This is a genomic window from Ruegeria sp. AL11 (assembly GCF_056540865.1).
Genome location: NZ_JBQFXO010000008.1, coordinates 26,852 through 52,293 on the forward strand (window position 1 = coordinate 26,852; position 25,442 = coordinate 52,293).

Annotated in this window: 22 protein-coding genes; 9 read left to right on the forward strand and 13 right to left on the reverse strand. The window is 58.5% G+C overall.

Annotated features, from left to right (window positions below; translation table 11 throughout):
* Positions 1-9: 9 nt before the first annotated feature.
* On the reverse strand, positions 10-1,173 hold the full coding sequence (locus ACR0IP_RS13820; protein WP_480526157.1) for a Hint domain-containing protein: 1,164 nt from the start codon (positions 1,171-1,173) through the stop codon (positions 10-12).
* Between the two features lie 145 nt (positions 1,174-1,318).
* Between ACR0IP_RS13820 and ACR0IP_RS13825 the strand changes: the two genes are divergently transcribed.
* Complete coding sequence (locus tag ACR0IP_RS13825; protein WP_170380383.1) at positions 1,319-1,618, forward strand: hypothetical protein; 300 nt, start codon at positions 1,319-1,321, stop codon at positions 1,616-1,618.
* Positions 1,619-1,674: 56 nt separating this feature from the next.
* On the opposite strand, the gene ACR0IP_RS13830 is transcribed toward ACR0IP_RS13825, so the two are convergent.
* The 9 genes from ACR0IP_RS13830 to ACR0IP_RS13870 form a co-directional block, all read right to left on the reverse strand.
* On the reverse strand, positions 1,675-2,886 hold the full coding sequence (locus tag ACR0IP_RS13830; RefSeq protein ID WP_480526160.1) for an aminopeptidase P family protein: 1,212 nt from the start codon (positions 2,884-2,886) through the stop codon (positions 1,675-1,677).
* Positions 2,887-3,046: 160 nt separating this feature from the next.
* The gene (locus tag ACR0IP_RS13835) at positions 3,047-4,258 is read right to left on the reverse strand and encodes an ABC transporter permease (RefSeq protein ID WP_480526162.1); all 1,212 of its coding nucleotides are present in this window, start codon (positions 4,256-4,258) and stop codon (positions 3,047-3,049) included.
* Positions 4,259-4,263: 5 nt separating this feature from the next.
* Entirely contained in the window at positions 4,264-5,538 is a 1,275-nt protein-coding gene (locus tag ACR0IP_RS13840; RefSeq protein ID WP_170556043.1) for an ABC transporter permease, read from the reverse strand.
* 70 nt (positions 5,539-5,608) lie between these two features.
* The gene (locus ACR0IP_RS13845; RefSeq protein ID WP_170380379.1) at positions 5,609-6,700 is read right to left on the reverse strand and encodes an extracellular solute-binding protein; all 1,092 of its coding nucleotides are present in this window, start codon (positions 6,698-6,700) and stop codon (positions 5,609-5,611) included.
* A 102-nt stretch (positions 6,701-6,802) separates the two neighbouring features.
* Positions 6,803-7,903, reverse strand: coding sequence for an ABC transporter ATP-binding protein (locus tag ACR0IP_RS13850; protein ID WP_170556042.1), 1,101 nt, complete (start codon positions 7,901-7,903; stop codon positions 6,803-6,805).
* A gap of 136 nt (positions 7,904-8,039) precedes the next feature.
* Complete coding sequence (locus ACR0IP_RS13855; RefSeq protein WP_480526164.1) at positions 8,040-8,750, reverse strand: maleate cis-trans isomerase family protein; 711 nt, start codon at positions 8,748-8,750, stop codon at positions 8,040-8,042.
* Positions 8,747-9,892 carry a M24 family metallopeptidase gene (locus ACR0IP_RS13860; protein ID WP_480526166.1) on the reverse strand — a complete coding sequence of 382 codons (1,146 nt, stop codon included), beginning with the start codon at positions 9,890-9,892 and terminating at the stop codon, positions 8,747-8,749. Before ACR0IP_RS13860 ends, ACR0IP_RS13855 begins: the two co-directional genes overlap by 4 nt.
* A complete protein-coding gene (locus tag ACR0IP_RS13865) occupies positions 9,889-10,932 on the reverse strand; it encodes a pyridoxal-phosphate dependent enzyme (protein WP_480526168.1) in 1,044 nt (347 codons plus the stop codon). The genes ACR0IP_RS13860 and ACR0IP_RS13865 overlap by 4 nt, the downstream gene beginning before the upstream one ends.
* A 64-nt stretch (positions 10,933-10,996) precedes the next feature.
* The gene (locus ACR0IP_RS13870) at positions 10,997-11,836 is read right to left on the reverse strand and encodes a LysR family transcriptional regulator (protein ID WP_480526170.1); all 840 of its coding nucleotides are present in this window, start codon (positions 11,834-11,836) and stop codon (positions 10,997-10,999) included.
* 106 nt (positions 11,837-11,942) lie between these two features.
* Here ACR0IP_RS13870 and ACR0IP_RS13875 point away from each other — a divergent pair, with 106 nt between their 5' ends.
* The 6 genes from ACR0IP_RS13875 to speB all read left to right on the forward strand — a co-directional run bounded on the left by ACR0IP_RS13875 (position 11,943) and on the right by speB (position 17,821).
* A complete protein-coding gene (locus ACR0IP_RS13875; RefSeq protein WP_480526172.1) occupies positions 11,943-12,542 on the forward strand; it encodes an amino acid synthesis family protein in 600 nt (199 codons plus the stop codon).
* Entirely contained in the window at positions 12,514-13,302 is a 789-nt protein-coding gene (locus tag ACR0IP_RS13880) for an alpha/beta fold hydrolase (RefSeq protein WP_480526174.1), read from the forward strand. The genes ACR0IP_RS13875 and ACR0IP_RS13880 overlap by 29 nt, the downstream gene beginning before the upstream one ends.
* Positions 13,299-14,219: a flavin reductase family protein gene (locus ACR0IP_RS13885; RefSeq protein ID WP_480526176.1), complete on the forward strand. Its 921-nt coding sequence runs from the start codon at positions 13,299-13,301 to the stop codon at positions 14,217-14,219. Before ACR0IP_RS13880 ends, ACR0IP_RS13885 begins: the two co-directional genes overlap by 4 nt.
* Positions 14,219-15,253: an LLM class flavin-dependent oxidoreductase gene (locus ACR0IP_RS13890; RefSeq protein ID WP_480526441.1), complete on the forward strand. Its 1,035-nt coding sequence runs from the start codon at positions 14,219-14,221 to the stop codon at positions 15,251-15,253. The genes ACR0IP_RS13885 and ACR0IP_RS13890 overlap by 1 nt, the downstream gene beginning before the upstream one ends.
* 9 nt (positions 15,254-15,262) lie before the next feature.
* Positions 15,263-16,741: an aldehyde dehydrogenase gene (locus ACR0IP_RS13895; protein WP_480526178.1), complete on the forward strand. Its 1,479-nt coding sequence runs from the start codon at positions 15,263-15,265 to the stop codon at positions 16,739-16,741.
* Positions 16,742-16,837: 96 nt separating this feature from the next.
* A complete protein-coding gene (gene speB, locus ACR0IP_RS13900; RefSeq protein WP_480526180.1) occupies positions 16,838-17,821 on the forward strand; it encodes an agmatinase in 984 nt (327 codons plus the stop codon).
* A 30-nt stretch (positions 17,822-17,851) separates the two neighbouring features.
* Here the strand turns inward: speB and ACR0IP_RS13905 are convergent, their stop codons facing one another.
* The 3 genes from ACR0IP_RS13905 to ACR0IP_RS13915 all read right to left on the reverse strand — a co-directional run bounded on the left by ACR0IP_RS13905 (position 17,852) and on the right by ACR0IP_RS13915 (position 22,965).
* Positions 17,852-18,841, reverse strand: coding sequence for a GlxA family transcriptional regulator (locus ACR0IP_RS13905; RefSeq protein ID WP_480526182.1), 990 nt, complete (start codon positions 18,839-18,841; stop codon positions 17,852-17,854).
* A gap of 15 nt (positions 18,842-18,856) precedes the next feature.
* Positions 18,857-21,325: a GcvT family protein gene (locus tag ACR0IP_RS13910; RefSeq protein WP_480526184.1), complete on the reverse strand. Its 2,469-nt coding sequence runs from the start codon at positions 21,323-21,325 to the stop codon at positions 18,857-18,859.
* Between the two features lie 119 nt (positions 21,326-21,444).
* Entirely contained in the window at positions 21,445-22,965 is a 1,521-nt protein-coding gene (locus tag ACR0IP_RS13915) for a trimethylamine methyltransferase family protein (RefSeq protein ID WP_170380365.1), read from the reverse strand.
* A 90-nt stretch (positions 22,966-23,055) separates the two neighbouring features.
* On the opposite strand from ACR0IP_RS13915, the gene ACR0IP_RS13920 reads away from it, so the two are divergent.
* Together ACR0IP_RS13920 and ACR0IP_RS13925 are read left to right on the forward strand one after the other, a co-directional pair.
* Positions 23,056-23,967 (forward strand): LysR substrate-binding domain-containing protein, encoded by a 912-nt coding sequence (locus ACR0IP_RS13920; RefSeq protein WP_480526186.1) that lies wholly within the window; start codon positions 23,056-23,058, stop codon positions 23,965-23,967.
* A gap of 212 nt (positions 23,968-24,179) precedes the next feature.
* Positions 24,180-25,307, forward strand: coding sequence for a Hint domain-containing protein (locus ACR0IP_RS13925; protein WP_480526188.1), 1,128 nt, complete (start codon positions 24,180-24,182; stop codon positions 25,305-25,307).
* Positions 25,308-25,442: the final 135 nt, after the last annotated feature.

Genomic DNA, 25,442 nt, shown 5'->3' on the forward strand with positions numbered 1-25,442 from the left:
TGTGGACAATTAATGCAGGCGGTTCGATGGCGTAGACGCGTCCTCGAGAACCAGCTTTCCGTTCTTGAGATGCCGCTCGACGAATTTCTTCTGCAAGCGACCGGCTGGTACAGGATATGCCGTTTCCGGGGCGTAGCCCTGACGTTGCACTTCCGGGAAGAGGATAAAGATTTCTTCTCGGGCCTCTTCCGATATTGTCTTGATTGCTTCGGGGCCTGTAAACAAACTCTCCGAAGGAGCACCATCGGCGAAAATGACCTCGTGTTGATCGAAGAGAAGGTGGAAATAGACGACCTCGGTTATGTCTTCATCCACGTAGATCCCAGGTAACGCGGCCAGCTTTATTGCCGACACAAGGACATCGGGACTGCCGAACATACGCTCGGACACTTTGGAAGACACCAACATGCGGTGTTGTCTGGACACCAGCAGGTCTTTTGCCGGAAGCCCCTGCCCAAGCGCGCCGGCAGAGATACGGACAGGTCGTAGTTTTTCCGCAGCTACACCTTGGGCCGCAAAGTCCACTGTCTTGGAACCAACCCACCGCAACCGCTGCGGGCCATTTCCCTTGGTCAGAACGACATCCCCCACGGACAAATCTTCAACAGCGGTTGGGCCGTTCGGCGTTTCAATCATGGTTCCCGCGCACAAACACAGAATATCGCCGGAGATATCACCAAAGCCGATTGCACCGGTATTGGCACCCGAAGACAGACCCCCTTCAAAGATGACCTCAATCCGGGACACCGGGCCTGCAATTGAAACGGTCAGCGAATCTGGCGCGCCCGGTCCTTCGACACCCGGAGAGACATTCCCGTTGGCTTCGACCGTGTTGCCGGTCTGGACGTGAAATGGGCTGAGGTTGGAGAAAACAACCGGGACCGGATTATCGTTCACATCAAACGCCAGAACCGTCACTCTATCGTCGAAAGAGAATTCGTTGCTGTCCAGATCCAGAATTTCGAACGTCACGTTTTTAACAGCGGTTGAAAACGTCACCTCTGATGTCGCAGGGCCCGGGATGCCCGAAACAAACAGGTTTCCACCAAGAAACCCATTGAAGAATACCCCTGGATCAGAGGCCACGGTTAGCGTCGACGAGTTCGAACCGTCTGTCAGCACGGTCGAACTGTTCGCACTGCCCAGAGTTGACCAATCAAATAGGAATGGCACTACTGCGTCTCCCAAACCGCTTAAACTGCATAGAATAACGATATTCTATCTCATGCGTATTAATGCATCCTTAAATTGACAACCCTAGTATCTTTTTCCTGTAGTGTGATCAAATACAGCGTACCCCAATCAATCAGGACCGAATATGGCCGTCGTTACCATGCCTGCGCAGACAGCCCAACGGCTGAAGGACGAAATTCTCAAGCTATCGCAATCTGTTGAGGTCAAAATGTTTCTGGCCAAAGACGTCGTTCAACTGATCGGTTTCACAGAAGAAGAGATCGCGGGTTTTGGCGGAGAAACCGGCGATGCCGTCGTTTTGGCAGTGCGGGACCTTCAGGCTCTCGAGCAGGCCATTCCACAATCTGCCAGCGGACGCTTGAATTATATCCCAATCGTGAACGAAAAAGCCAAGGCCAAGCTGGATCCGTTTTATCAGGCCTAGACTGCACTCTGTGTGTTTGCGGCAAAGGGTGAGGCACACGCCCCACCCCCTTGGTATCACGCGTCGATGATGTTGTGGCCAGGACCGTAGGGGAAACCGGTGATGTTCTCGGCCCCGTCTTTTTCGACCACAAGAATGTCATGCTCACGGTAGCCTCCGGCTCCCGGCTGGCCTTCGGGGATCCACAGCATCGGTTCGATGGACACGACCATGCCGGGTTCCAGTGCGGTGTCGATATCCTCACGCAGTTCCAGACCAGCCTCGCGCCCGTAGTAGTGGCTGAGCACACCGAAGGAGTGGCCATAACCAAAGGAACGGTATTGCAGCAGACCCTCATTTTCAAAGAAACGGTTGATCTCGGCGGTGATGCCAGAACAGGTCGCGCCGGGTTTGATCAGGCTCAGGCCAAGCTCATGCGCGGCGACGTTGGCCTTCCAGATGCGCAAGCTTTCGGCGTCGGGTTCGCCTAGAAACAGGGTGCGCTCCAGAGCCGTGTAGTAACCCGAAATCATCGGGAAGGTGTTCAGCGACAGGATATCGCCCTTTTGCAGCGCCCGTCTGGTGACCGGGTTATGCGCGCCATCGGTGTTGAGGCCGGACTGGAACCAGACCCAAGTGTCGCGGTATTCTGCGTCGGGATAAGCACGGGCGATCTCCGCCTCCATCGCGTCGCGGCCGGCCATGGCGATCTCGATCTCGGTTGCGCCTTCGCGGATGGCGGCGTGGATGGCCGCTCCGCCCACGTCAGCGGTGCGGGCACCGCCTTTGATCAGTTCGATCTCTTCGGCGGATTTCACCATACGGGCCGCCATGGTGTCGGGCGCGATGTCGATCAGTTCAGGCTGGCCCAGCATCGCCAAAGCAGTATCGCGCGCGGCCAGAGTCATGTGATCGCTCTCGATCCCGATCCGTTTCGCGCCGCCGATCAGGCTGGCCACCGCGCGCCAGTAATTGTCACGCTTCCAATCGGTGTAGATCACGTTGTCTTCGGCCGAGCGGCGCCACGGCTGGCCTGCGTCGATATTGGCCGAAACCGTGGTGCAGGCGTCCTGCGTAACCACGCAGCCATAGGGCCGGCCAAAGGCGCAGTACAGAAAGCCCGAGTAATAGGCGATGTTCTGCATCGACGTCAGAAGAACTACGGGAATATCCCGCGCAGCCATAATGGCGCGCAGTTTGCCCAGACGGCGATCGTATTCGCCTTTGCTGAACGGCAGGGGCGCCTTGTCGCCATTGTGGCAGGTGAAGAATTCGGGGCGATTTGTCATTTTCAGGTCTCTCATCTTTGCCGGGCGGCAAACCCGGCCACTTGTCCCGGCGTTCAGGACAGGCGGTCTCGGGGTCCGAGAGCCGATCATCCCAGTGCGCCCGCGACGCCATCGCGGCTGGGATGAACAGGTGAATCGTTAGATCAGGCGCGCGCTTGCGTCAAGCGGGGGAAAGCCCCCGCAGACGCTCGGACCGGCGGCGTAGCAATTCGACCGTGGTCAGCAGCGCGATCGAGATCACCACAAGGATCGTCGCCACCGCCAGAATGGTCGGGCTGATCTGTTCGCGCAAGCCGGTGAACATCTGCCATGGCAGTGTCTTCTGGCTGGCCGAGCCGACAAACAGCACAACGACCACCTCATCAAACGAGGTGATGAAGGCAAACAAACCACCTGAGATCACGCCCGGCAGGATCAGCGGCATCTGGATCTTGAAGAAGGTCCGCACCGGCCCTGCGCCCATATTCGCCGCCGCTCGCGTCAGCGAGCGGTCAAAGCCGACCAGCGTGGCGGTCACGGTGATGATGACGAACGGGATGCCTAGAACCGCGTGCGCGAGGATGACCTTCACATAGCCCACGAAGTTCTTGTTCATACCCAGCGTGCCTTCCATGAAGCGGCCGATATCGCTGTAGAAAAAGAACATGCCAGTGGCCGAGATGATCAGTGGCACGATCATGGGTGAGATCAGGATACCCATGATGGCACGGCGGCCGGGAACATGGCTCTGGCTCAGGCCGATGGCCGCGAGCGTGCCAAGCGAGACAGAGATCACCGTGGCAATTGGCGCGATGATCAGTGAGTTCTTGAAGCTGCGCTGCCATTCATTGTTGGTGAAGAAGTCGCGGTAATGCTTCAGCGAATACCCCTCGGGGTCCAGTCGCAACATCTCGGGCGTGAAGGTAAAGAAGTCCTGCGCGTTGAACGATAGTGGCAGAACCACAAGGATGGGCGTGATCAGGAAGACGAAGATTGCACCGCAGATCACTCGGAACAGGTAGTGATAGAACACCTGCTTCGCAGTCAGATACGGCAGTAATTTACGGCGATAACGGCCCTCATATAGCCAGTAGATGAACCATGCGAAGAACCAGCCGCCCAGCAGGCCCAGAACGCCGCCCATGGGACCCGAAATCAGAAACCCGGCGATGCCGAAGCCCAAAATGGTGATCCAGCGGGCCAGATTCTCATTCTTTAGAACAGTGATGTAGATCCAAGCCAGTGCCGCGATCAGGGCGGCTCCGCCAATGATGCCCAGAAGGATCGAACCGTTACCTGCGCCAACGAAGACACCGGCGAAGGCCCCTGCCAGCGCAACGCTTGGCAGGACCATGGACATTGGTTTGCGGGAAATCGGAGTAAGTGCGGCCATGTCGATTATCCCAGCTTCACGTTATCAATGCCGACGATCTTGTCGTAACACCAGTAGAGCAACAGCACGACGGCCAGCAGGATCGTACCCAGCGCCGCGGCCAGCCCCCAGTTCAGCGAGGACGAGATGTGGTACGCAATCCGGTTCGAGATGAAGACGCCCTTGGTGCCGCCGACGATCTCAGGCGTGATGTAGTAACCGATGGCCAGAATGAACACGAGGATCGATCCCGCACCGATGCCCGGAATGGATTGCGGGAAATAGATGCGCCAGAAGGTCGTCCAGTTCGTCGCGCCCATGGATTTCGCGGCGCGTGTGTAGGACTCGGGTATTGTTTGCATCACCGAGTACATCGGCAGGATCATAAACGGCAGCAGAATATGCGTCATCGCGATGATCGTACCGATCTGGTTGTTGATGATGACAAGTCGGGCGTCATCGGCCACCAATCCGAGCCAGACTAGCGTTTCGTTGATCACACCCTGTTGTTGCAACATGACCTTCCACGCCGAGGTTCGCACCAATAGCGAGGTCCAGAAGGGTAACAAAACAAGGATCATCAGTAAGTTTGACACCCGCATCGGTAGGGTCGCCAGCAGGTAACTGACCGGATAGGCCAACAGGATACAGGACGCGGTAATCACCAGCGACATGAACAGTGTGCGCCCAAATAGCTTGATCAGAATCTGCTTGTCCTCAGGCTGCGCCTGCGCGCCTTCGGGCGTGCGGCGCATATCGACCGCGTTCAGAAAATAGCCATTCGTTACGGCGGGCGAGTGAGTCTTGATCACCGCCCAAGTCTGCGGTTCGCCCCAGCCCTCATGGATTTCGATCACCTGATCCTTGAACGGCCCATCTGTTTCGGGATCCAGCTTACCCATTTTCCGACCCGAGCGGCGGAACATCGAGGACATGCCTGTCTCTTCGTAGTTCAGGCGCGAGCCCAGTCGGGTATGTGTCTTGTTGTCGACCGCCACGACCATGTCGCGGACAAAGGCGTCATAGACGGCCTCGTCAGGCAGTTCGCCACTGTTTTCGTCCCAGCTTTGCAAGGCTTCGACCGTCAGGGGCAGGGTTTGCTGCACAATGCTGTTTTCCACCGACCGGAAAAGCATCGATGCAATCGGCACGATGAACGAGAACAGCACGAACAATAGGAGAGGGGCCACCAGCATCAGCGCCCGCAGCTTTTGTCGCCTCAACGAACGTGCCAGCGATTGCTTGAGCGGCGTTCCATCCGCTGCCAGCATAGGTCCGGCGTTTTGGCTTGCGTCAGTCATCAGTGCCCCTTGGGTTTTCTTTGGTCCGGGGGCGGCGCGCCGCCCCCGACTTTGTCATGAAATCAGACGCTTATTGCGCCAACCACGCCTGGAACTTGGCGTCGATGTCGTCGCGGTAGTCAGCCCAGAACTCGTAGTTATACAGGAACGTGTTCTTGGCGTTGTTCGGATCGGTCGGCATGTGCGGCGCCATGTCGATACCCAGATCGGCATGCTGACCCACCAGCGGAGCCGACGAGGCACGGGCCGGACCGTACGAGATGTACTTGGCCTGATCCGCAAGACGCTGAGTGTCGGTCGCGAACATGATGTAGTCCAGTGCGCGTGCCTGACGCTCTTCGCTCAGACCGGCCGGGATGATCCAACCGTCCAGATCGAACACCTGCGCATCCCACAGCATGGCAACGGGCTGGTTCTGCTCTTCGATCACGCTGAACAGACGACCGTTGTAGGTCGAGCCCATGATGACCTCGCCATCAGCCAGCAGCTGGGGCGTGTCGGCACCTGCCGACCACCAGACAACGCTGTCCTTGATGGTGTCGAGCTTGGCTAGAGCCTGATCCTGACCCTCTGCAGTCGCCAGCACGTCATAAACGTCGTCCTTGGCAACGCCGTCACAGATCAGAGCCCATTCCATGTTGTTGATCGGACGCTTTTCCAGCGAACGCTTGCCCGGATAGTTTTCCAGATCAAACACGGCGCAGACGTCTGTCGGCGGTGTGTCACCAACCAGGTCGGTGCGATAGCCGAATGTGGTCGAGTAAACGATCTGCGGGATAAAGCAGTCGCTAACCAGCAGGTCACCGAAGTCTTCGGATGCGGGCGTGCCATCAGGTGCCGGGGCCAACATGGTGTCGGGATCGATTTCCATCGCCAGACCTTCGTCGCAGAGACGGATCGCGTCCGCCGCAACAACGTCAACGACGTCCCAGGTGATGTTCCCGGCTTCATTCATAGCGCGCAGCTTGGCAACCGCTTCGGCCGAGCTGTCATCGTTCAGGATGGTGACGCCAGTCTTTTCCGAATAGGGCTCGTGATAGGCCTTAAGCTGCGATTTGGAATAGGCTCCCCCCCAAGAGACGATGGTCATCTCTTCGGCGGAAACGCCACCGGCCGCTGTTGCCAGAGCCGCTGCAGTCAGCAGTGTCTTTGTTGGTTTCATGTAAAACTCCCAGTATTTCCCGTTTGTTGTATGGTCAGCCGACGCACGGGTTTTCGCCAGCCGGTCCCTCAGTGTAACCGCGCTTGTGCCGCGCGGCTTGGTCTATGCGTCAAGCGCACGACAATCCTTTGCCAGCCAACCGATATCGATCTCTTGACCGGGTTGCAGGCGAATGGCATCGGGGGCGTTCCGTGTCTTGACGATGAACTCGTCATTGCCCGCTACAGACATGCGGAAGCGGAACACGTCGCCCATATAGATGAATTCCTTAACCGTCGCCTTCAGCGTATGCGCGTCGGCATGCAGACGATCCTTGTTGAATTCGACACGTTCCGGACGGATCGAAACCTTGGTCCGTTCGCCCGGGTTGTGCACATTGATCGGCACCGCATCAATTTCTGATCCGTCATCCAGCTGCACCACACAGCCGTCGCCGTCGATGGATTTTACCACACCTTCCAGCGTGTTGTTCTCGCCGATGAACTGCGCAACGAAGCTATTGTCGGGCTCTTCATAGAGTTGATCCGGCGGGGCCAGCTGCTGAATGCGTCCATCGTCGAACACCGCGACCCTGTCAGACATGGTCAGCGCCTCGGTCTGGTCGTGGGTCACATAGACGGTGGTAATGCCCAGCTCATGCGCCAGTCGGGTGATTTCGAACTGCATATGCTCACGCAGCTGCTTGTCCAGCGCGCCCAGCGGCTCGTCCATCAAAACCAGTTCCGGCTCGAACACCAGGGCCCGTGCCAGAGCGATCCGTTGTTGCTGACCACCGGAAAGCTGCGCCGGACGGCGCCCGCCAAAGGCACCCATCTGCACCATGTCCAAAGCGCGTTTGACCTTTTCGTCGCGCTCGGACTTGCCCAACTTGCGAACTTCCAGAGGAAACGAAAGGTTTTCGGCCACCGTCATGTGCGGGAACAGAGCGTAATTCTGAAACACCATGCCAATCCCACGTTTGTGCGGCGGGATATTGTTGATGGGCTTTCCATCCAGCAGGATTTCACCATGGGTAGCGGTTTCAAACCCGGCGAGCATCATAAGGCAAGTTGTCTTGCCTGAACCTGACGGCCCGAGCATTGTCAGAAACTCGCCCTTCGGCATTGCAAGGTTGAGATCTTTAACGACGAGATTCTCGCCATCATAAGACTTCTGAACGCGTTGAAATTCGACAAACGCGGCGTCGTTCGTTGTACCGGTCACAAGACCCCCTGTTTCGTCAAATGATTACCCGAGGCTTTCGGATTTCATTGATCTGTGATCCACAGTTAAGACCAAGCGATACGTACTTGGCAACAAGTTATGGTGCTTTTGCCAAAATTGAGTTCACACTTACCTGTCAATGCACAGCGTTTAAGCGCCGCATATGCCACGCAAGACATTGATTACTCGACAAAACAGGTTTTCCGATCCGCTCTTGGATTTTCGGTATCGCGTCGAGAGTTCGCAGGTTGGTACAACTCAGGAACACCGCCTCGACCGCCGGATCTGCCCCCAATTCGGAGGCCGCCTCGACCACGGATTCCGTCGATATCCGCGCCACCTTGGCCTCTTCTGCCTGCCCGAAACTTGCAAAAACATCCATGCCTATTCCACTGGCCTGAAACGCAGTACGCAGCGGTATGTTGACCTCTTCGATGTAAGGCGACAGCAGGGCAAATTTCGAAACACCGAGGTCGGCGGCGCAGGCAATCGCCGCGCGCATAGGATTCGTTACTTCACGGGTGTTGCATGTCTGTTTGACCAGTTCTGCCACGCGCTCTGACCCGATCACAGAACTGGCCGAGGTACAGCCATAACCCACAACATTGTAGGGTCGCGCATTTGGAAGCAAACGCGCTGCTGCGGGCAGCACCTTCTCCATCTCGGCAAGGCTTTCGGTCGTCACCTCGATCCCGCTGGGAATACGCGTGACGTGAAGGGGATATTTGCGGTCCGCGAAATATGCGCCGAATTCAGGCTCTAGCGTCTCATCGACCTGCAAAACGATCAGCCCAAGCGGCGAGGCGTTTGGATCGTCTTCGTCCAGAGTGTAAGGGACATGGGTCATAGCTGCATCATCTCCGGCCCGATCCTCGGGCTGATAAACCGTGGGGTGCTGTCAGTGATGACTATGTTTTCCTCATGCACCAGAATTTTGTCCCCAACGGCGATGCCCGGTTCCAGTGTCAAAACCATTCCCGGCTCCAGAACGGTGTTGTCCGACGGGATCAGGGACGGCCATTCGGTGAGGGACATTCCCAAACCATGGCCCAGGCGACCCGCATCCGTACCCTCTGCATCCGCCGTGAGAACCGCGTTCATGGCATGAAACAAATCCGCTGCGGTTGCGCCCGGACGAGCGATTTCGAACGCAGCATCCGATGCCTCGATTAACCTAGCATGGGCGTTTGCCACATCAGGCTGAGGCGGGCCGATTGACCAGTTTCGGTCGAAGTCACAGAAATACCCGTCCCAGACCAAACCAGTGTCCAACATCAACACATCGCCCAGCGCCAGCGGTACGCCAAAGGCTGGTGAAATCACATCGGCATAGCCGCCCTGCTCCGCACCGCCTGCAAGATAGGGCACCCAATCGGCGCCCTCTTCCAAGCACAGCATCTGAAAGCGGCGGAACACCTCATCCAACGGCACTCCCTCTCCGGCGATCTCGGGGACGCGGGCGAAGGCCCGACCGGCAATGCTACAGGCGGTTTCGATTTTGGCGATCTCGGCCTGGGATTTGACCATACGCAACTGGCGCAGAATGCCCCTGTCGCCTGTCAGCGCTCGTGTTCCAAGCTGGCCGCGCAGACGTTCAAGGTCTGCCAAAGGCATGCGGAGGTGCGTCTCATGCCCATCCGGTATCCCAATTCGCCCCTCTTCGGGTGTCACTTCCGCCAGCGTGTCGCATAGCAGGGAGACACCGTCATCTTTCAGATCAGGCGCACTCCACGTGCGGATATCATCGATCCATGTCTGCGCCATAAGGGCTGCCCCGATCGACGGGATCACTGCGATCGGCTTGCCCTCGGCTGGCACAATGAGGAACCACGGGCGGGTCGGGCTTTCCCAAAACCGGGTCAGAAACCCGGTAAAATAGCGTACATCCGTCTCGGTTGTCAGCAAAAGCGCAGATAGGCCCGCCGCATCTATCAAATGCTGCGCGCGCTTGGTACGCGCTTCAAACTCGGAAGGCACAAACCCCCTCATTCTGCGGTCTCGGAGAGGATGCACAGCACACGTGAGGCCTCAGTCATTCCCAATTCGGTCCGTGCCTGGTCATTCAGAACCGCGGCGAGCCCAGCGCCGCCCGAGGCTGTTGTTTCCAACCCCGCCGCGGTCATGGCAGGCAGTTTCTCGGACACGTCCTCATCCGAAAGTGTCAGAAACAGGTCGGCATCGCGCGCCAATCCATTCAATGCGATCAACGACGGCTCCTTGCAGTCCAGACGCCCCATGATGCTATCCGGCCCATCGGCGAACACGCACGACCCGGCCTCGATACTGGCCTGCAGGGCGGGCGCGGCTTCAGGTTCGACCACGACTATTTTTGGCGCTTCACCCCAGGCTTTGCGCGCATAGGCAGCGACAGCCCCGGCCAGACCACCAACACCGGCCTGCAACAAGATATGAGTCGGGGGTTCGGGGCATTGATCCACCGCTTCAGACGCCATTTGCAGATACCCCTCCATCAGGGTCCACGGCAGATCATAGTACCCTTCCCATGAGCTGTCCGATAGCAAGGTCCACCCGTTTTCCTCAGCCGCGTCGCTTGCGGCTTGCATGCTGGCTGCATAATCGGACCCACTGCGAACCACGTCGGCACTTTGGCCTTTTAAACGGGCAGCAAAGCTCTCGGGCACCGTCTCGGCAATATAAACAACAGCTTTTGCGCCAAACATCCGCGCGCCCGCGGCAACGCTCATCCCGTGGTTACCGGCACTGGCGGTCACGTAGGTCGAGCCCGCCAATGTCTCTGCTCCGGGCGTATCAGAGGCTTCGGCAGCGTGGCGCGCAATCACATAGGCCGCGCCGAGGGCCTTGAACGAGCCCAAATTCATACGCGCGCGCTCATCCTTGACCCAAAGCTTCGCAACCGGGGCGAGGCCTGCCGCATCCACCAACGGGGTCTCTTTCGCCGTCGGGCACACTGACAACAACGCCGCAACGCGGGCGGCATCCGTCGACGGAAAAGGGGCCAAGGGCGCAAGTTTGGGACCTGCCCTGTGTGTATTCGCAACGATTTTCATGTGTCTCCCCGCCATTTTGCCTGACGTGATCCGATCGCCCTTGATCTGTCAACTCTCCTGATCGTTAACCGACCTGATCCAACAGCCAGTCATGAAACAACCCCGCCGCCGGGTTCGAGCTATTCGCGGATAGAAAATACCCCTCATTGCTGTCGATTGAGCCGTTATGCGCGCGCTCGACCAAGCCCGTATCAAGCGCGTGTTTCGCCAAAAGTTCGCTCACCAAAGCCACGCCACCCCCATGCGCCGCCAATTGAAGCGCCATGCCAAAAGTATCCACAAAAACGGTGGGCTGGCTTTGTAACCCTTGGCTTTCCAACCATCGACTCCACCCGCCTGAAGTCCCCACAGCTTCGATCAGAGGCACATCCGATATGTCCCCCGACAGGGCCGGAGATTTGTAAGGAACAAGCCGGTCCGGCATCAGACGAACAGCGCCCTGCCCCACTTGTTTCTTCGATCCGAACCGCACCTGCACATCCGCTTGAGAAGCATTGAAATCGTCCGGCCAAATCGCGCTGAGCAGCCGCACGCGGATATCCGGGTGCTGACGCGCAAACGCGGGCAGATGTGGGGCGATGACCCATTGCGCGATACTGACCGAGGTCGCGACTGTCAGAACGTCGCCGGACGCGTTGGTGTCAACTTGTCCGGCGGCAACGGCAAGAGCCTCAAGCGCCTTGCCGACCTCAGGCAACAGCTTTCGGCCCGCATCCGTCAGCGACAAACTGCGTGGATGGCGCACAAAAAGGGATGCCCCCAAACGCAATTCAAGTGATTTCACCTGCTGGCTGACCGCCGATTGCGTCAGACCGATTTCCTCGGCCGCAGCGGTAAAGCTAAGCGTGCGGGCGGCGGCCTCGAAGGATCGAAACCAGGTCAGAGGGGGAAGTGATTTTGCCATAGGCCAAGCTGGTCATTAGTCTTGTTAATGTCAAAGCACATAATTCTATCATTTGTCAAAAAACAGCCCCGTTTCTAACGTCGGCCCGCGCGACAGGAGAAGTTTAATGCAGCCGGAAATACGCAAAATCGTAACCTATGACGAAGAGGTACTGGTCGAGGGGTTTCGCCCCGCAAAGACCCCATGGCGAATGTTTGCAGTGGCCGCTGTGGTCACCAACCCATGGGCCGGCCGATATGTCGAAAACCTGAAGCCCGAGATTCAGGCCTACGGTCCCGTCCTAGGTGAGATGATGACCAAGCGCATGATTGCGCTGGCCGGCAGCGGAGATGCGATCGAGGCCTATGGTAAGGCCGCAGTAGTTGGCCTGAATGGCGAGGTCGAGCATGCCTCGGGCCTCATTCACACTCTGCGCTTTGGCAACCACTACCGGCAGGCCGTCGACGCAAAGTCATATCTCGCCTTTACCAATACCCGAGGGCCCGCGAACGCTCCGATCATGGTGCCACTGATGGACAAGAACGATGCCGGGCGGCGCTCGCACTATCTGACCATCCAGTTTGCGATCCCCGACGCACCACGAGACGACGAGATCGTAGTTGTGCTTGGCGCGGCGACCTCGGGGAGGCCGCATCACCGTATCGGCGACCGCTATCAGGACCTCAAGGATTTGGGCCATGACGTGGACAACCCGGCCGCGGTCTGAGATCGGCGGGCTCTCAGCAATCCAGAGTGGCGCGGGACCGAATGTCCTGTTGCTGCATGGTGTCGGTTTGCGCGCCGAGGCCTGGGGCGCCCAATTGGACGCGCTGGCATCCGTGGCGCGTCTGACCGCACCTGACATGCCCGGTCATGGCGAAAGCCAACTAGGCAACACGAGCGCAGAGTTGTTGGGATACACCGAAGCTACATTGAACGTTCTGGATCAACTGGGCGGACCAACCGTAGTTGTTGGTCATTCCATGGGCGCAATGATCGCGCTCGATCTTGCGGTCAAGGCACCGCAACATGTCGCCGGTGTCGTTGCACTGAACGCCATTTTTGAACGCAGTGCCGAGGCCACACAGGCCGTCACAACCCGAGCCGCAGCGCTTGACGGTCAAACACCAAGTGATCCGACGGGCACTCTGCAGCGTTGGTTTGGTGATACTGATCCGCCCGAATGCGCTGCGTGCCGAACCTGGCTGACGACCACAGATCCAGCAGCCTACAAGCGAGCTTATACGGTATTTGCCAACAGTCCGATCCCGCGCAGGGACGATTTGAAGACGCTCACTTGCCCCGCCTTGTTTATAACGGGTGATCTTGAGCTCAATTCGACCCCGGACATGTCACGCGCCATGGCGGAGCTTGTTCCGAACGGGCGGGCGCAGATCATCAAAGGCGCCTCTCATATGATGCCGATGACCCACGCCGCAGAGGTTAACACCGCCCTTTCGACCTTTCTGAACGAGGTGCAACAATGAACAGTCTCGACCCTCGCGACCTGCGGCGTGCCTTTGGCAGCTTTATGACCGGCGTCACAGTTGTGACGACGCGCGATGCCGCGGGCGTTCCGTTGGGGTTCACTGCCAATTCCTTCTCATCCGTGTCTCTGGACCCGCCGCTTTTGCTGGTTTGCCCGGGCAAGAACCTGTCCTCCTACGATGCCTTCGCGAGCTGCGCGCATTTCGCGGTGAACATTTTGGCTGAGGGGCAAGAGGATGTCTCAAACGCCTTCGCAGGGTTCAAAGGGGATCGGTTTGCCAAAACCGCGCATCAGTTGGACGCCAATGGTGTCCCTCTTCTGGATGGCGCAGTTGCGACGTTTTCCTGTCGGGCCCATCAAGCCATCGAGGCTGGAGATCACTGCGTTCTGATCGGAGAGGTTGAGGCCTATTCCTACACAGAAACCCGAGGCCTCGGATACGCAAACGGGCAGTATTTCAGCCTTGGTCTGGAACGCGGCGCGTTGGAGGCCACGGGTCGATCCGTGGTTTGCGGAGCAATCATCGAATGCGACGGAAAGGTGCTATTGGAGAAAACCGAATCCGGATACCGCCCGCCGCAGATCAGCTTGTCGGATCATCAAGCCCTGCGCGAAAGCCTGCAGCAAGACTTGGCAGCGCGCGGGATCACAGCGCAGTTAGATGCGGTCTATTCTGTCTACGACGATGCAACGACGCACCATGTCTATACGCTCGCGTCGGCACCGGCTTTGCCGCTCAACAGCACCCTTGAAGCGGTCGCCATCGAGCAGCTTACAGACCTGACATTCGCAACCCCGGCCATCGCCACCATGATGTCCCGCTTTGCGTTCGAAAGCCTAACCCGCGACTTTTCCCTCTATCTAGGCGATGCACAGCGGGGCGATGTACATACTCTCTCGGAAAGGGCTGAATGATGGAGTTTTCCCTCTTTGCTCATATGGAGCGGCTCAACCCCGAACAGCCTCATGAGAAACTTTATGAAGAGTTCATCGAGCTGTGCAAAATGGCGGATGACGCCGGTATGCGCGCGGTGTGGACGGGAGAGCATCACGGGATGGATTTCACCATCGCACCCAATCCATTGATGTCCCTCGTCGATATCGCACATCACACCAAAGACATCCGCCTTGGCACGGGCACGGTCATCGCCCCGTTCTGGCACCCGATCAAATTGGCCGGTGAAACAGCCGCGGCCGACCTGATGACCGGAGGGCGCATCGAACTGGGTATCGCACGCGGGGCCTATTCCTATGAATATGAGCGATTGATCCCCGGCATGGATGCCTGGGACGCAGGCCAGCGCATGCGGGAAATCGCCCCTCTGCTGCCCAAATTGTGGGAAGGCGATTGCGCCCATGAGGGAGAGTATTTCCAATTCCCCGCCACCACATCTGCGCCGAAACCCGTTCAGGACGGAGGGCCACCGATCTGGATCGCGGCCCGCGACCCGAACAGCCATGAATTCGGCGTTCAGAATGGTTTCAACATTCAGGTCACACCGCTCTGGCAAGGCAACGCAGAAATTGAGAGTTTGATGGGCCGCTTCAATGATGCCTGCGCCGACTATGACGGGCCGCGACCCAAGATCATGCTGCTTCACCACACCTATGTCGGACAGGACGCCGCCGATGTGGATCAGGCCACGCAAGAGCTTTCGCGTTTTTACAATTATTTCGGCGCGTGGTTCCAGAACAAGCGACCTGTAAATCAGGGGCTGATCGAAGCTCTGACGGATGAGGAAATGGCCGCCAACACCATGATGGCCCCTGAAAACATGGGCCGTGATCTGACAGTTGGCACGGCTTGGCAGGTCACGGATCGCCTGAAGCACTATGAAGACCTTGGCTATGATGAATACTCGTTCTGGATCGACAGCGGCATGAGCTTTGAGCGCAAGCGCGCTTCGCTGGCCCGGTTCATTGACGACGTGATGCCAAAGTTTCAGTGAGGACCCGTGATGCAACAGAACCCACATTATCAGCTTTTTATTGACGGAACCTGGACCGAGGGCGCCAACGGGCAGGTCATGACCTCGCAAAACCCTGCCACCGGCGAAGCGTGGTCTAGTTTCGCCTGCGCTGCGCCCGAGGATGTGGATCGTGCCATCTCGGCGGCGCGTCGATCCCTGAATGACCCGGCTTGGCGGGATCTGACGCAGACAGCGCGCGGCAAACTGTTGTTCAGGCTTGCTGAGCTGATCGAACAAAATGCCGAGCGCCTTGGCGAGATTGAGACGAAAGACAGCGGAAAGCTTCTGGCCGAAACGGCAAGCCAGACGGCCTATGTCGGCGACTACTATCGTTACTATGCTGGTTTGGCCGACAAGATCGAAGGCGCGGTGCTTCCGATCGACAAGCCCAACCTGCATGTCTTTACCCGTCGCGAGCCGATCGGCGTCGTCGTCGCGATCGTGCCCTGGAACGCGCAGATGTTCCTGACAGCGACCAAGCTGGGGCCAGCCCTTGCCGCCGGGTGTTCGGTGGTGCTGAAGGCCTCTGAGATTGCGCCCGCGCCGATGCTGGAATTCGCGCGTCTGGTCGAGAAGGCCGGTTTCCCGCCCGGTGTCGTCTCGGTCATCACGGGCGATGCAGAAAACTGCGCGATCCCCCTGACCCGACATCCCGACGTGGATCGCATCGCCTTCACCGGCGGTCCGGAAACCGCGCGCCATGTGGTTCGCAACTCGGCCGAAAACTTCGCCGTAACCACGCTGGAGCTTGGCGGAAAATCCCCGATTTTGGTGTTTGACGATGCCAATCTGGACGGGGCCGCCAATGGCCTGATCGCAGGCAATTTCGGAGCCTCTGGCCAAAGCTGCGTCGCCGGATCACGCGGTTTGATACATCGCCCAATTCTGGACGCTTTGGCAGCCAGGGTCGAAGAGAAAATGAAAGACGTTGTTGTGGGTGACCCTTTGAACGCCGCAACCCATGTCGGGCCGCTTTGCACCAATGCGCAGATCGCCAACATCAAGACGGTACTGGCAAAATCCACCGATCAGGGCGCGCGCATCCGGTTTGGCGGAGCGCCCCTCGACCGACCCGGCAATTTCATGGCACCCACTCTGGTGGAATGTGCATCACCCGAGACCGAGACCCTGAAGGTCGAGATGTTCGGGCCCGTCATGTCCCTGTTGCCCTTCGACACCGAAGAGGAAGCAATCGCTCTGGCCAACGACACCCCATTCGGATTGGGATCGGGCGTGTTCACCGAAAATGTCGCCCGCGCGCATCGCGTGTCGTCCCGATTGAAGGCCGGCATTTGCTGGATCAACACCTATCGTGCGGTGTCGCCCATCGCGCCGTTTGGCGGCTACAACCAATCCGGCTATGGCCGCGAAGCCGGGATCGAGGCCATTCAGGACTATACGCGCACCAAGACCGTGTGGCTGAACACCTCTGATCAACCCATGTCGAACCCGTTTGTGATGCGCTAAGGGGGCGATAGATTTCGCCCTCTTTTCCACAACCCTATGGCCCTTCGGAAAATTATCCCACACTATGTCGCAAGAATGGCGGTTGGAGACTGAAGAATGAGCGCACATGGATATGAAAGCGGTCGGTTAAACTTGCCCTTTGTCGGGATTTCGACCTTTGGCAAATATCCCTATGTCAGCGACTGGGATGCGATCGACGCTGATGTCGCGATCCTGGGCGCTCCGTTCGATTTTGGCACACAGTTTCGGCCCGGCGCGCGGTTCGGCCCACGGGCCATCCGCGAAGCCTCGACCCTGTTTTCCTTTGGGCACGGCGGCGCATACGACCACGAAGATGACATCACCTACCTTCCGTCGGAAACCACCCGGATCGTGGATCTGGGCGATGCGGATATCGTGCATACCAGTACCGAAAAAAGCCACCAGAACATAAAATTCGGCGTCGAAAAATGCCTTGACGCCGGGGCCCTGCCCGTGGTTCTGGGCGGAGATCACTCGGTCAACATCCCCTGCATTGATGCCTTTGCTGCCGATTGCGAAAAAAACGGCCCCATTCACATTGTTCAGATCGACGCGCATCTGGATTTCGTGGATGAACGGCACGGGGTTCGGTTTGGGCACGGCAACCCAATGCGGCGGGCGGCGGAGAAACCCTATGTCTCGGGCCTGACGCAAATCGGCATCCGCAACGTCTCGTCGACCGCAAAAGAGGGCTATGAGGATGCCCGTCGTATGGGGTCAGACATCCTGTCTGTTCGCCAGTTGCGCAAACTGGGGACCGAGGCCGTTCTGGACCGGATACCGGAGGGCGCCAGGTACTACGTCACCATAGACATCGACGGGTTCGATCCCTCCATCGCACCCGGCACCGGCACACCCAGCCACGGTGGTTTCCTGTACTATGAAGTGCTGGAACTGCTCGACGGTCTGACCCAGCGTGGGGATGTGGTGGGGTTGGATCTGGTCGAAGTGGCCCCCGATTATGATCACACGGGCAGCACCGCCATTCTGGCGGCACAGATCCTCATGAACACGATTGGGCATATTCTGCACCACAAAGGTTCGCCCAGCGCGGGGTAAGAGCAGGTTTTCGGACTAAAGCTCGGTCTTTCAGACCGACTTCTGCTGCACATGCGGAGAGGTTCCGAAATACCGGCGGAAGCATTTGGAGAAATAGCTGGCTGAGCCAAAGCCGCAGGCGATGGCCACATCCAGCACCCGCATATCGGTTTGCTGCAACAGGGTGCGCGCACGCTCGAGCCTCAGGCGCGTCATATAGTTTTTTGGGCTCGTGCCCACATACCGCTGAAACAGGCGCTCAAGCTGTCGGGTCGAGAGGCCCGCGCTTTCGGCCACGACACTGGGCGACAGCGGGTTTTCAAGGTTTTCGCGCATGATCATGATGGCGGTCGCCAGCTTCTCATGACGGCGGCCAAAGCGGAACAGATCCGTCTGCGTCTGCCTGCCGTCCTTTGGACGCACCGACGCATAAAGCAATTGATCCGCCACGCGGGAGGCAACAGTCTGACCACAGGCCTGACCGATCAGCGATGAGAACAGATCGAGCGTGGTGACACCTCCGCCGCAGGTCGCAATCGGGCCTTCATCTACAAAGACCGAGCAGTTGGATTCCACAGTGGGGAACAGCTCAACCATCACGGGTTGCTGTTTCCAATGTGCGCTCAGGCTCTGGCCGCTGGCCACTCCGGCCATAGCCAGAATACCGGACCCACCCCCGATGCCGCAAAGCTGAACGCCGAACCGACGCCCCTGCCGCAACCAGGATTTCAACTCGTTCGAGATCGACCGATCCACGGTCATCGGCCCGCAAATGACAATGCAATCGCCCCGGCGTGTCTTGATCAAACCGCCATCAACAGCAACCGTCATCCCCGAGGATGAGGTCACCGCCTCGCCGGTTTCGCTGACGATATTCCAGTCGAATATAGCCTGCTCGGAGGCGGCATTCGCCGCCCCCAATGAGTCGATCCCGGCCCCAAGGTCCAAAGCAGAGAACCCTGGCGTCAGCAGGAAAATGAAGCGATTCAGCTCATTCACCCGTGTGCTTGCATCTGCAAAACTGATCTCGGGACGACCCATTCCAGCTTTCCTTTCTTAAGCCCGCATATTGGCGCCATTGGCGTCATAGGCGGGTGTGCCCAGAACTTCGGCGTCATAGAACGCGCCAAGAATTTCCACCTGCAGCTTGGTTCCCGGCGCAGCGCTCTCGGTTGCGACGTAGCCCATCGCCATCGACTTGCCGACGCGGTGGCCGTAGCCGCCGGACGAGACATAACCGACCGCTTCGCCATCTTTCAGGATCGCTTCGTCATTCGAGACGTCGATGCCGTCCACGTCGATGGTCATGGTGACCAGCTTGCGGGCAACGCCGTCTTCCTTGAACTTCAGCGTCGCATCCTTGCCGACAAAGTCCTTATTCCAGTTGATGAAGACGTCCATGCCGGATTCGACCGCGTTGAAGTCGGGGCGGAAATCGGTGGTCCAGACGCCCCAGCCTTTTTCAAGGCGCAGCGACATCAGCGCACGCGCGCCGTACCAGCGATAGCCCAGATCGGCACCGGCCTCTTCGATCGCCTCGGCCAGACGCAGCAGGTACATCGGCTTGCAGTAGATCTCAAAGCCCAGCTCGCCCGAGAACGAGATACGGTTCAGGATCACCGGCACGCCGCCCACAAAGGTCTGACGCAGGTCGCGGAACTTCAGCGCCTCGGCGCTGACGTCGTCGCGGGTGATACGGGCCAGCAGCTCGCGCGATTTGGGGCCAGACAGAGCGATCCCGTGCCAGTCGTCCGAGACATTCGCATAGCTCACATCCGCAGGCAGGTCCTTTTCGAACCAACGGCAGTGTGCGTCCTGCATCGTGCCCGAACCGAACAGCATGAAGTGATCGTCACCCAGGCATGCCACGGTCAGGTCTCCGTACAGGCGGCCCTTTTCGGTCAGCATCGGGGTCAGCGCCAGACGGCCCGGTTTCGGGACGTAACCAGCCAGAGTGCGGTTCAGATATTCACGCGCGCCAGCGCCCTTGAACTCGTGCTTGGCGAAGTTGGCGATTTCGATACCGCCGACGGCCTCTTGCACGGCTTTGACTTCGCGCGCGACATAGTCGTGGCTGCGGTTCCGCTCGAAAGTCGGCGTTTCATGCGCGTCTTCGGCGTTGTTGGCAAACCACAAGGCGTTTTCCAGACCAAAACCTTGACCCATCACGGCGCCTTTTTCGACTAGACGGTCATAGAGCGCAGTGGTTTTCTGCATCCGGCCCTTGGGCAGCGTTTCGTTCGGGAAGGTCATCACGAAGCGGCGCTCATAGTTTTCCGAGGACTTGATGGTGCCCCAGTCCGGCGTTGCGAACTCGCCAAAGCGGGCCACGTCCATTGCCCAGACGTCGATCGAAGGCTCGCCGTCGATCATCCACTCGGCCATGGTCAGGCCAACACCGCCGCCCTGACAGAAGCCTGCCATGACGCCCACAGCGACCCAGTAGTTCTTCATGCCCGGAACCGGGCCGATCATCGGGTTGCCATCGGGGCCAAACGTGAACGGGCCGTTGATCGTGTCCTTGATACCGGATTCGCCAATGGCGGGGATACGTTCGAACGACATTTCCAGACGGTCGGCAATCCGGTCCAGATCGGGTTGCAGCAGCTCGTGGCCGAAATCCCATGGCGTGCCATCGACCTTCCATGGGGTCGATTTCGGCTCGTAAGTGCCCAGAAGCATGCCGTGGCGTTCCTGACGGAAATAGATGTTGGCCTCATAGTCGATGCCTGCGGGCAGACGACCAGCTTCGCCCATGCTCTCCATCCGGTCTTTGATCATCGGGATCGCGTCGGTGATCAGATAGTGGTGCTCCATCGGCTGTACGGGCAGGTGGATGCCCGACATATGGCCCACTTCGCGCGCCCAGAGGCCGCCGCAGTTCACAACCTGCTCGGCGTTTATGACGCCTTTAGGGGTGTTCAGATCCCAGCTGCCATCGGGGCGCTGGCTCATCGAGGTCACGCCGCAATGGGTGAAGTATTGCGCGCCGTGGTGACGGGCGGATTTGGCGAAGGCGTAAGTTGCGCCCGAGGGATCGACATCGCCATCCTGCTCGTCCCAGAGGGCGGCGTGATAGTGTTTGGGGTCGATCAGCGGGTGACGCTCGGCCAGTTCCTGCGGGCTGATGAATTCCTGATGCAGGCCCATGTAGCGCGCTTTCGAGCGTTCACGCTTGAGGTAGTCGTACCACTCCTTGGTTGACGCCGCGTAGAAACCGCCGGTGATGTGCATTCCGACTGAGTGGCCCGAGGTTTCCTCGATCTCTTTATAGAGATCAATGGTATAGCTCTGCAGGCGCGAAATGTTGGGGTCCGAGCTGATCGTGTGGATCTGACCCGCCGCGTGCCAGCTTGAGCCGGATGTCAGTTCGTCACGTTCCAGCAAGACAACGTCTTTCCAACCGAACTTGGCCAGGTGAAAGAGGATCGAAGCGCCGACAACGCCGCCGCCGATGACAACGACCTTGGCGTGGGAGGGCAGCTTTTTGCCAGACGTGGTTTCGTCTTTTTGAATCTCAGGCATGGGAATTTCCTGTGTCGTTTTCTTGTGGTGATGGGGGAAGGAGGCTGTCTGCCCCCTCTTGAGCCTGCGGCTCAGTTCAACCCCGAAGGTATTTCTGGCCAGATGAAGGGATCCCGGTTTTAGTACCAGGCGTCCGGGATCTCTTCTTTGCGTTTGGCCACATAGGCGGCCAGTTCTTCTTTTTTGGCCTCGTCCATGGCGGGGGGCTGGTATTCGTTCAGCATCTGGTTCCAGCGCTCATAGGCGCGGCGGCGCATGTCCTTGGAGCCGCCCTCTTCCCAGCTTTCGACGTTTTCGCTGTCGCTCAGCTTGGGTTCATAGAATGCGGTTTGGTAGTTGCGCATTGTGTGGGCGCAGCCCAGGAAGTGACCGCCTGCGTCGACCTCTTCATAGGCGTCACGGGCGAAGGCGTCGTCGCTCGTGTCCAGCCCCTGATTGAGGACCTTTTGGTACGAGCCAAGACGGTCAGCGTCCATGATCAGTTTCTCGAACCCGGTACACAGGCCACCTTCGAGCCAACCGGCCGAGTGAAGAACGAAGTTTGCACCGGCCAACATGGTCGAATGCATCGAATCCGCCGATTCATACGCAGCCTGCGCGTCTTCGATCTTGGAGGCAGTCAGAGAGCCACCGCAACGCAGCGGCAGACCGGCACGGCGGGCCAGTTGGCCGATGGCGTAGTTCGAGATCACTGGTTCGGGCATACCAAAGGTCGGTGCGCCGGATTTCAGCGACATGGACGACAGGAAGTTGCCCAGAACAAAAGGCGCTCCGGGGCGCAGCAGTTGGACGTAAGCACAGACCATCATCGCCTCGGCCATGGCCTGTGCGACACTGGCGGCAGTGCTGACCGGACCCATTGCGCCGGACAAGATGAACGGAACCACGATCATGCCTTGGCCGCGCGTCGAATAGACCCGCGCTGCTTCGGTGACAACGCGGTCGACCAGCAATGGAGAATTCGTGTTGACGTTGCCCATGATGACGCAGTTGTCTTCCATGAAATCCACGCCAAAGATGATCTCGGCCATGTCGACACTGTCTTGCGCGCGGCCCATCTCGGTGATGGCACCCAGATGCGGCTTATCGCTAAGGGTCATATGCGCAAACATCATGTCGAGGTGACGCTTGCTGACCGGCACGTCGCAAGGTTCGCAGGTCACGAAACCACCATGGTGCATGTTCGGATGCAGGTAGGTCAGTTTCACCAGCTTTTCGAACGACTCGATATCGCCGTAACGGCGACCACCTTCCAGATCACGCACGAAAGGTGCGCCGTAGACCGGCGCGAAAACCTGATTGCCGTCACCGATGACCACCGAACGGTCGGGGTTGCGCGCCACCTGAGTGAAGCTTTTGGGCGCCTTGGCACACAGGCTGCGAATCCATTGCGCGTCGGCCCGCACGATATCACCTTCGACCCGCGCCCCTTCGCGGCGCCACAGCTCCAGCGCTTCGGGGTCGTCGCGGAAGGCGATTCCCACATCCTGAAAAATCCAGTCGACCTGAGCCTCAAGACGGGCCAGATCTTCCTCGTTTAAAGGATCAAAGTACGCCAACTTTCGTTGGATATAGGGGGAGGCCGGGACAGAACCAGCCTCGGAACCGCGGGAACGGGATTGACGTGCGCGCCGAGCCATTAGTAGCACTCCATTTTTTGGGTGCATATTAACTGCCAAGAAAACGCATGTGACGCTTGAAAATTTGAATGCTTAGCATAAACACAGATTATGCAAGAACTCTGGAAACAGCTTGGCTCCCCCCGCAATCTGGTCGTATTCGAGGCCGCCGCCCGCCTTCAGTCCTTTACCCGCGCCGCGCAGGAGCTGAACGTGCAACAACCCGCCGTCAGCGTTGCCATTCGCAGGCTGGAAGAAGGCCTGGGAACACCTCTGTTCACCCGCGGTCACCGTCAGGTCGTCCTGACCGGAGCCGGCGAGCGACTGCTGGCGGATGTCTCGCGGGCATTCGAGCAATTGGCGCTGTCGGTTGAGTCCATCCGACAGACCAAACAGGCGGGCTATGTCACCCTCAGCGCATCAACGGCCTTCAACAACTATTGGATAATGCCGCGACTTGCCGATCTGCAAAGCCAGCATCCGAAGATCGACTTGCGCCTGCAATCCAGTGACCGGGAACCGGATATCGACGCGGAAAACATAAGCCTTGCGGTGCGTCTGGGGGATGGAAACTGGGCGGATTGCGAAAGCGCCCTGATCGCTCCCGAGGCGATCTATCCCGTGGCATCACCCCGCGTCATGGCCGCCGCAGTTGATCTGCGAAGCCTGCCCAATCTCCTGTCCCAACGCCTCATTCATCTGGAAGAACCCATTCGGCAGCGTCCGAGTTGGAGCGATTGGTTCGCCAATTTCTCGATCAGGACAGCCGTTCCGAACACGGGGCTGCGGCTGAATGACTATGCGCTTGTCCTGCAGGCGGCGATGGCCGGTGAGGGTTTTGCCTTCGGCTGGAAACACCTGACCGACCGTCTTGTCGATCAGGGTCTGCTGGCTGCCCGATCCGATTGGCAATGGACGACCGGCAAAGGGTTCTATTTGGTCTGGTCCAAGAAAACCCCTCTGTCCGATGATGCGCGAAAGGTAAGAGATTGGATTTTGCGCACTCTGGACGAGGCCGCCTGAGTGCGGCAAGCCATTGAGAGGCGCGCGATCGCGCCGCACATGCGTCAGGACGCTGCCCGCGGATTCCCACGTCGGTCTAAGGCAGAACCAAAACCAATGGGCCTGACGTCAGGGGCGAATTTTTCACAAAATGAACGAATTTCTGTCTTGAAGAAGCAAAGGTTTACGCGTCTACGGGAGGAAAACAGGTTACAGGTTGAAACGAGACTTGAATGCCAGATTTCAGCATCGTCGGCGGCGCATCCACCACATTTACCGACACGACCCCAGGCGGGGGGTTTGTCATCGACTTCAGGCTGCTCGACAACAGCTTCAGCGTGCAGATCAACGGTGTTGATCTTTTTGTCGGCGGCCCTGCCGGAGCACCCAATGAGCTGCAGTTCCAGATTAGCGGAACCTCCGGTCAAACCGTGCGATTTGCAGATGGCGACCGGTACGAGGTGAATACGCTCGCCGTTTGGCAGCTTCAAAATTCGGACACTGATCCCGTTGTCAGGCTCGAGGTGAACCCGGACGGTACCATCGCCCTGTTCGGCGTGAAGTCCAACGATGGCGCCCTTGTTCCGCTGGAATTGTTCAACGGCCTGACCGTCAACACCGACGCAATCGCAGCAGCCTGGAACGAGGATGGTGACAACACCATCGAAATCGATCAGGTCGTGACCGGCCCCACCAATGCGAGCGGTGAATTCGAGGATGTGCCCTGTTTTGCATCAGGAACACTGATCGAAACATCAGAGGGGCTTGTTCGCGTCGAGGACCTGAAGGTCGGCGATCAGGTCCTGACGTATGACAACGGGCTGCGGCCGGTTTGCTGGATTGGCTCTCGTGGCCTGAGCCAAACTCAGCTTGAGGACAAACCGCACCTCAAACCCATTGTGATCAGGGCGAATGCGCTGGGTCCTGGCTATCCGCAGCGCGATCTGATCGTGTCACCTCAGCACCGAATATTGGTTTCCTCCACTATCGCCAAGCGGATGTTCGACTGTCAGGATGTCCTGCTGCCCGCGAAGAAACTGCTGCCGTTGAGCGGTGTAGATGTTCTGGGCGACCTGTCTGGTGGAGTTCGGTATCACCACATCCTATTCGATCAGCATGAGATCATCTGGTCCAACGGCACGCCCACGGAAAGCCTCTTTTTAGGACCCCTAGCCATGCAGTCCATCTCGCCCGAAGCGCGGCAAGAGATCAAAGAGCTGTTCCCTGAATGCGCGACGATTGATTTTCGACCGCTGACGGCAAGGTTGGTGCCTGGAAAGGGCAGGTGGATTTCGAAGCTTGTCGAGCGTCACCGTGGGAACCGCAAACCCCTGTTCGACGGTCAGGCTGCTCATAACTGAGCAGGGAACCATGCGCTTGGCCCAGGCCCGGGTTGCTGGCAGAAAAGGGTTGCTATCACCCCCATCATCAAGCAAGCCTGAAGACGCCGAGCATCCAATTTCGTTGAATGCAGTCGATAACAGACCCTTTAATTT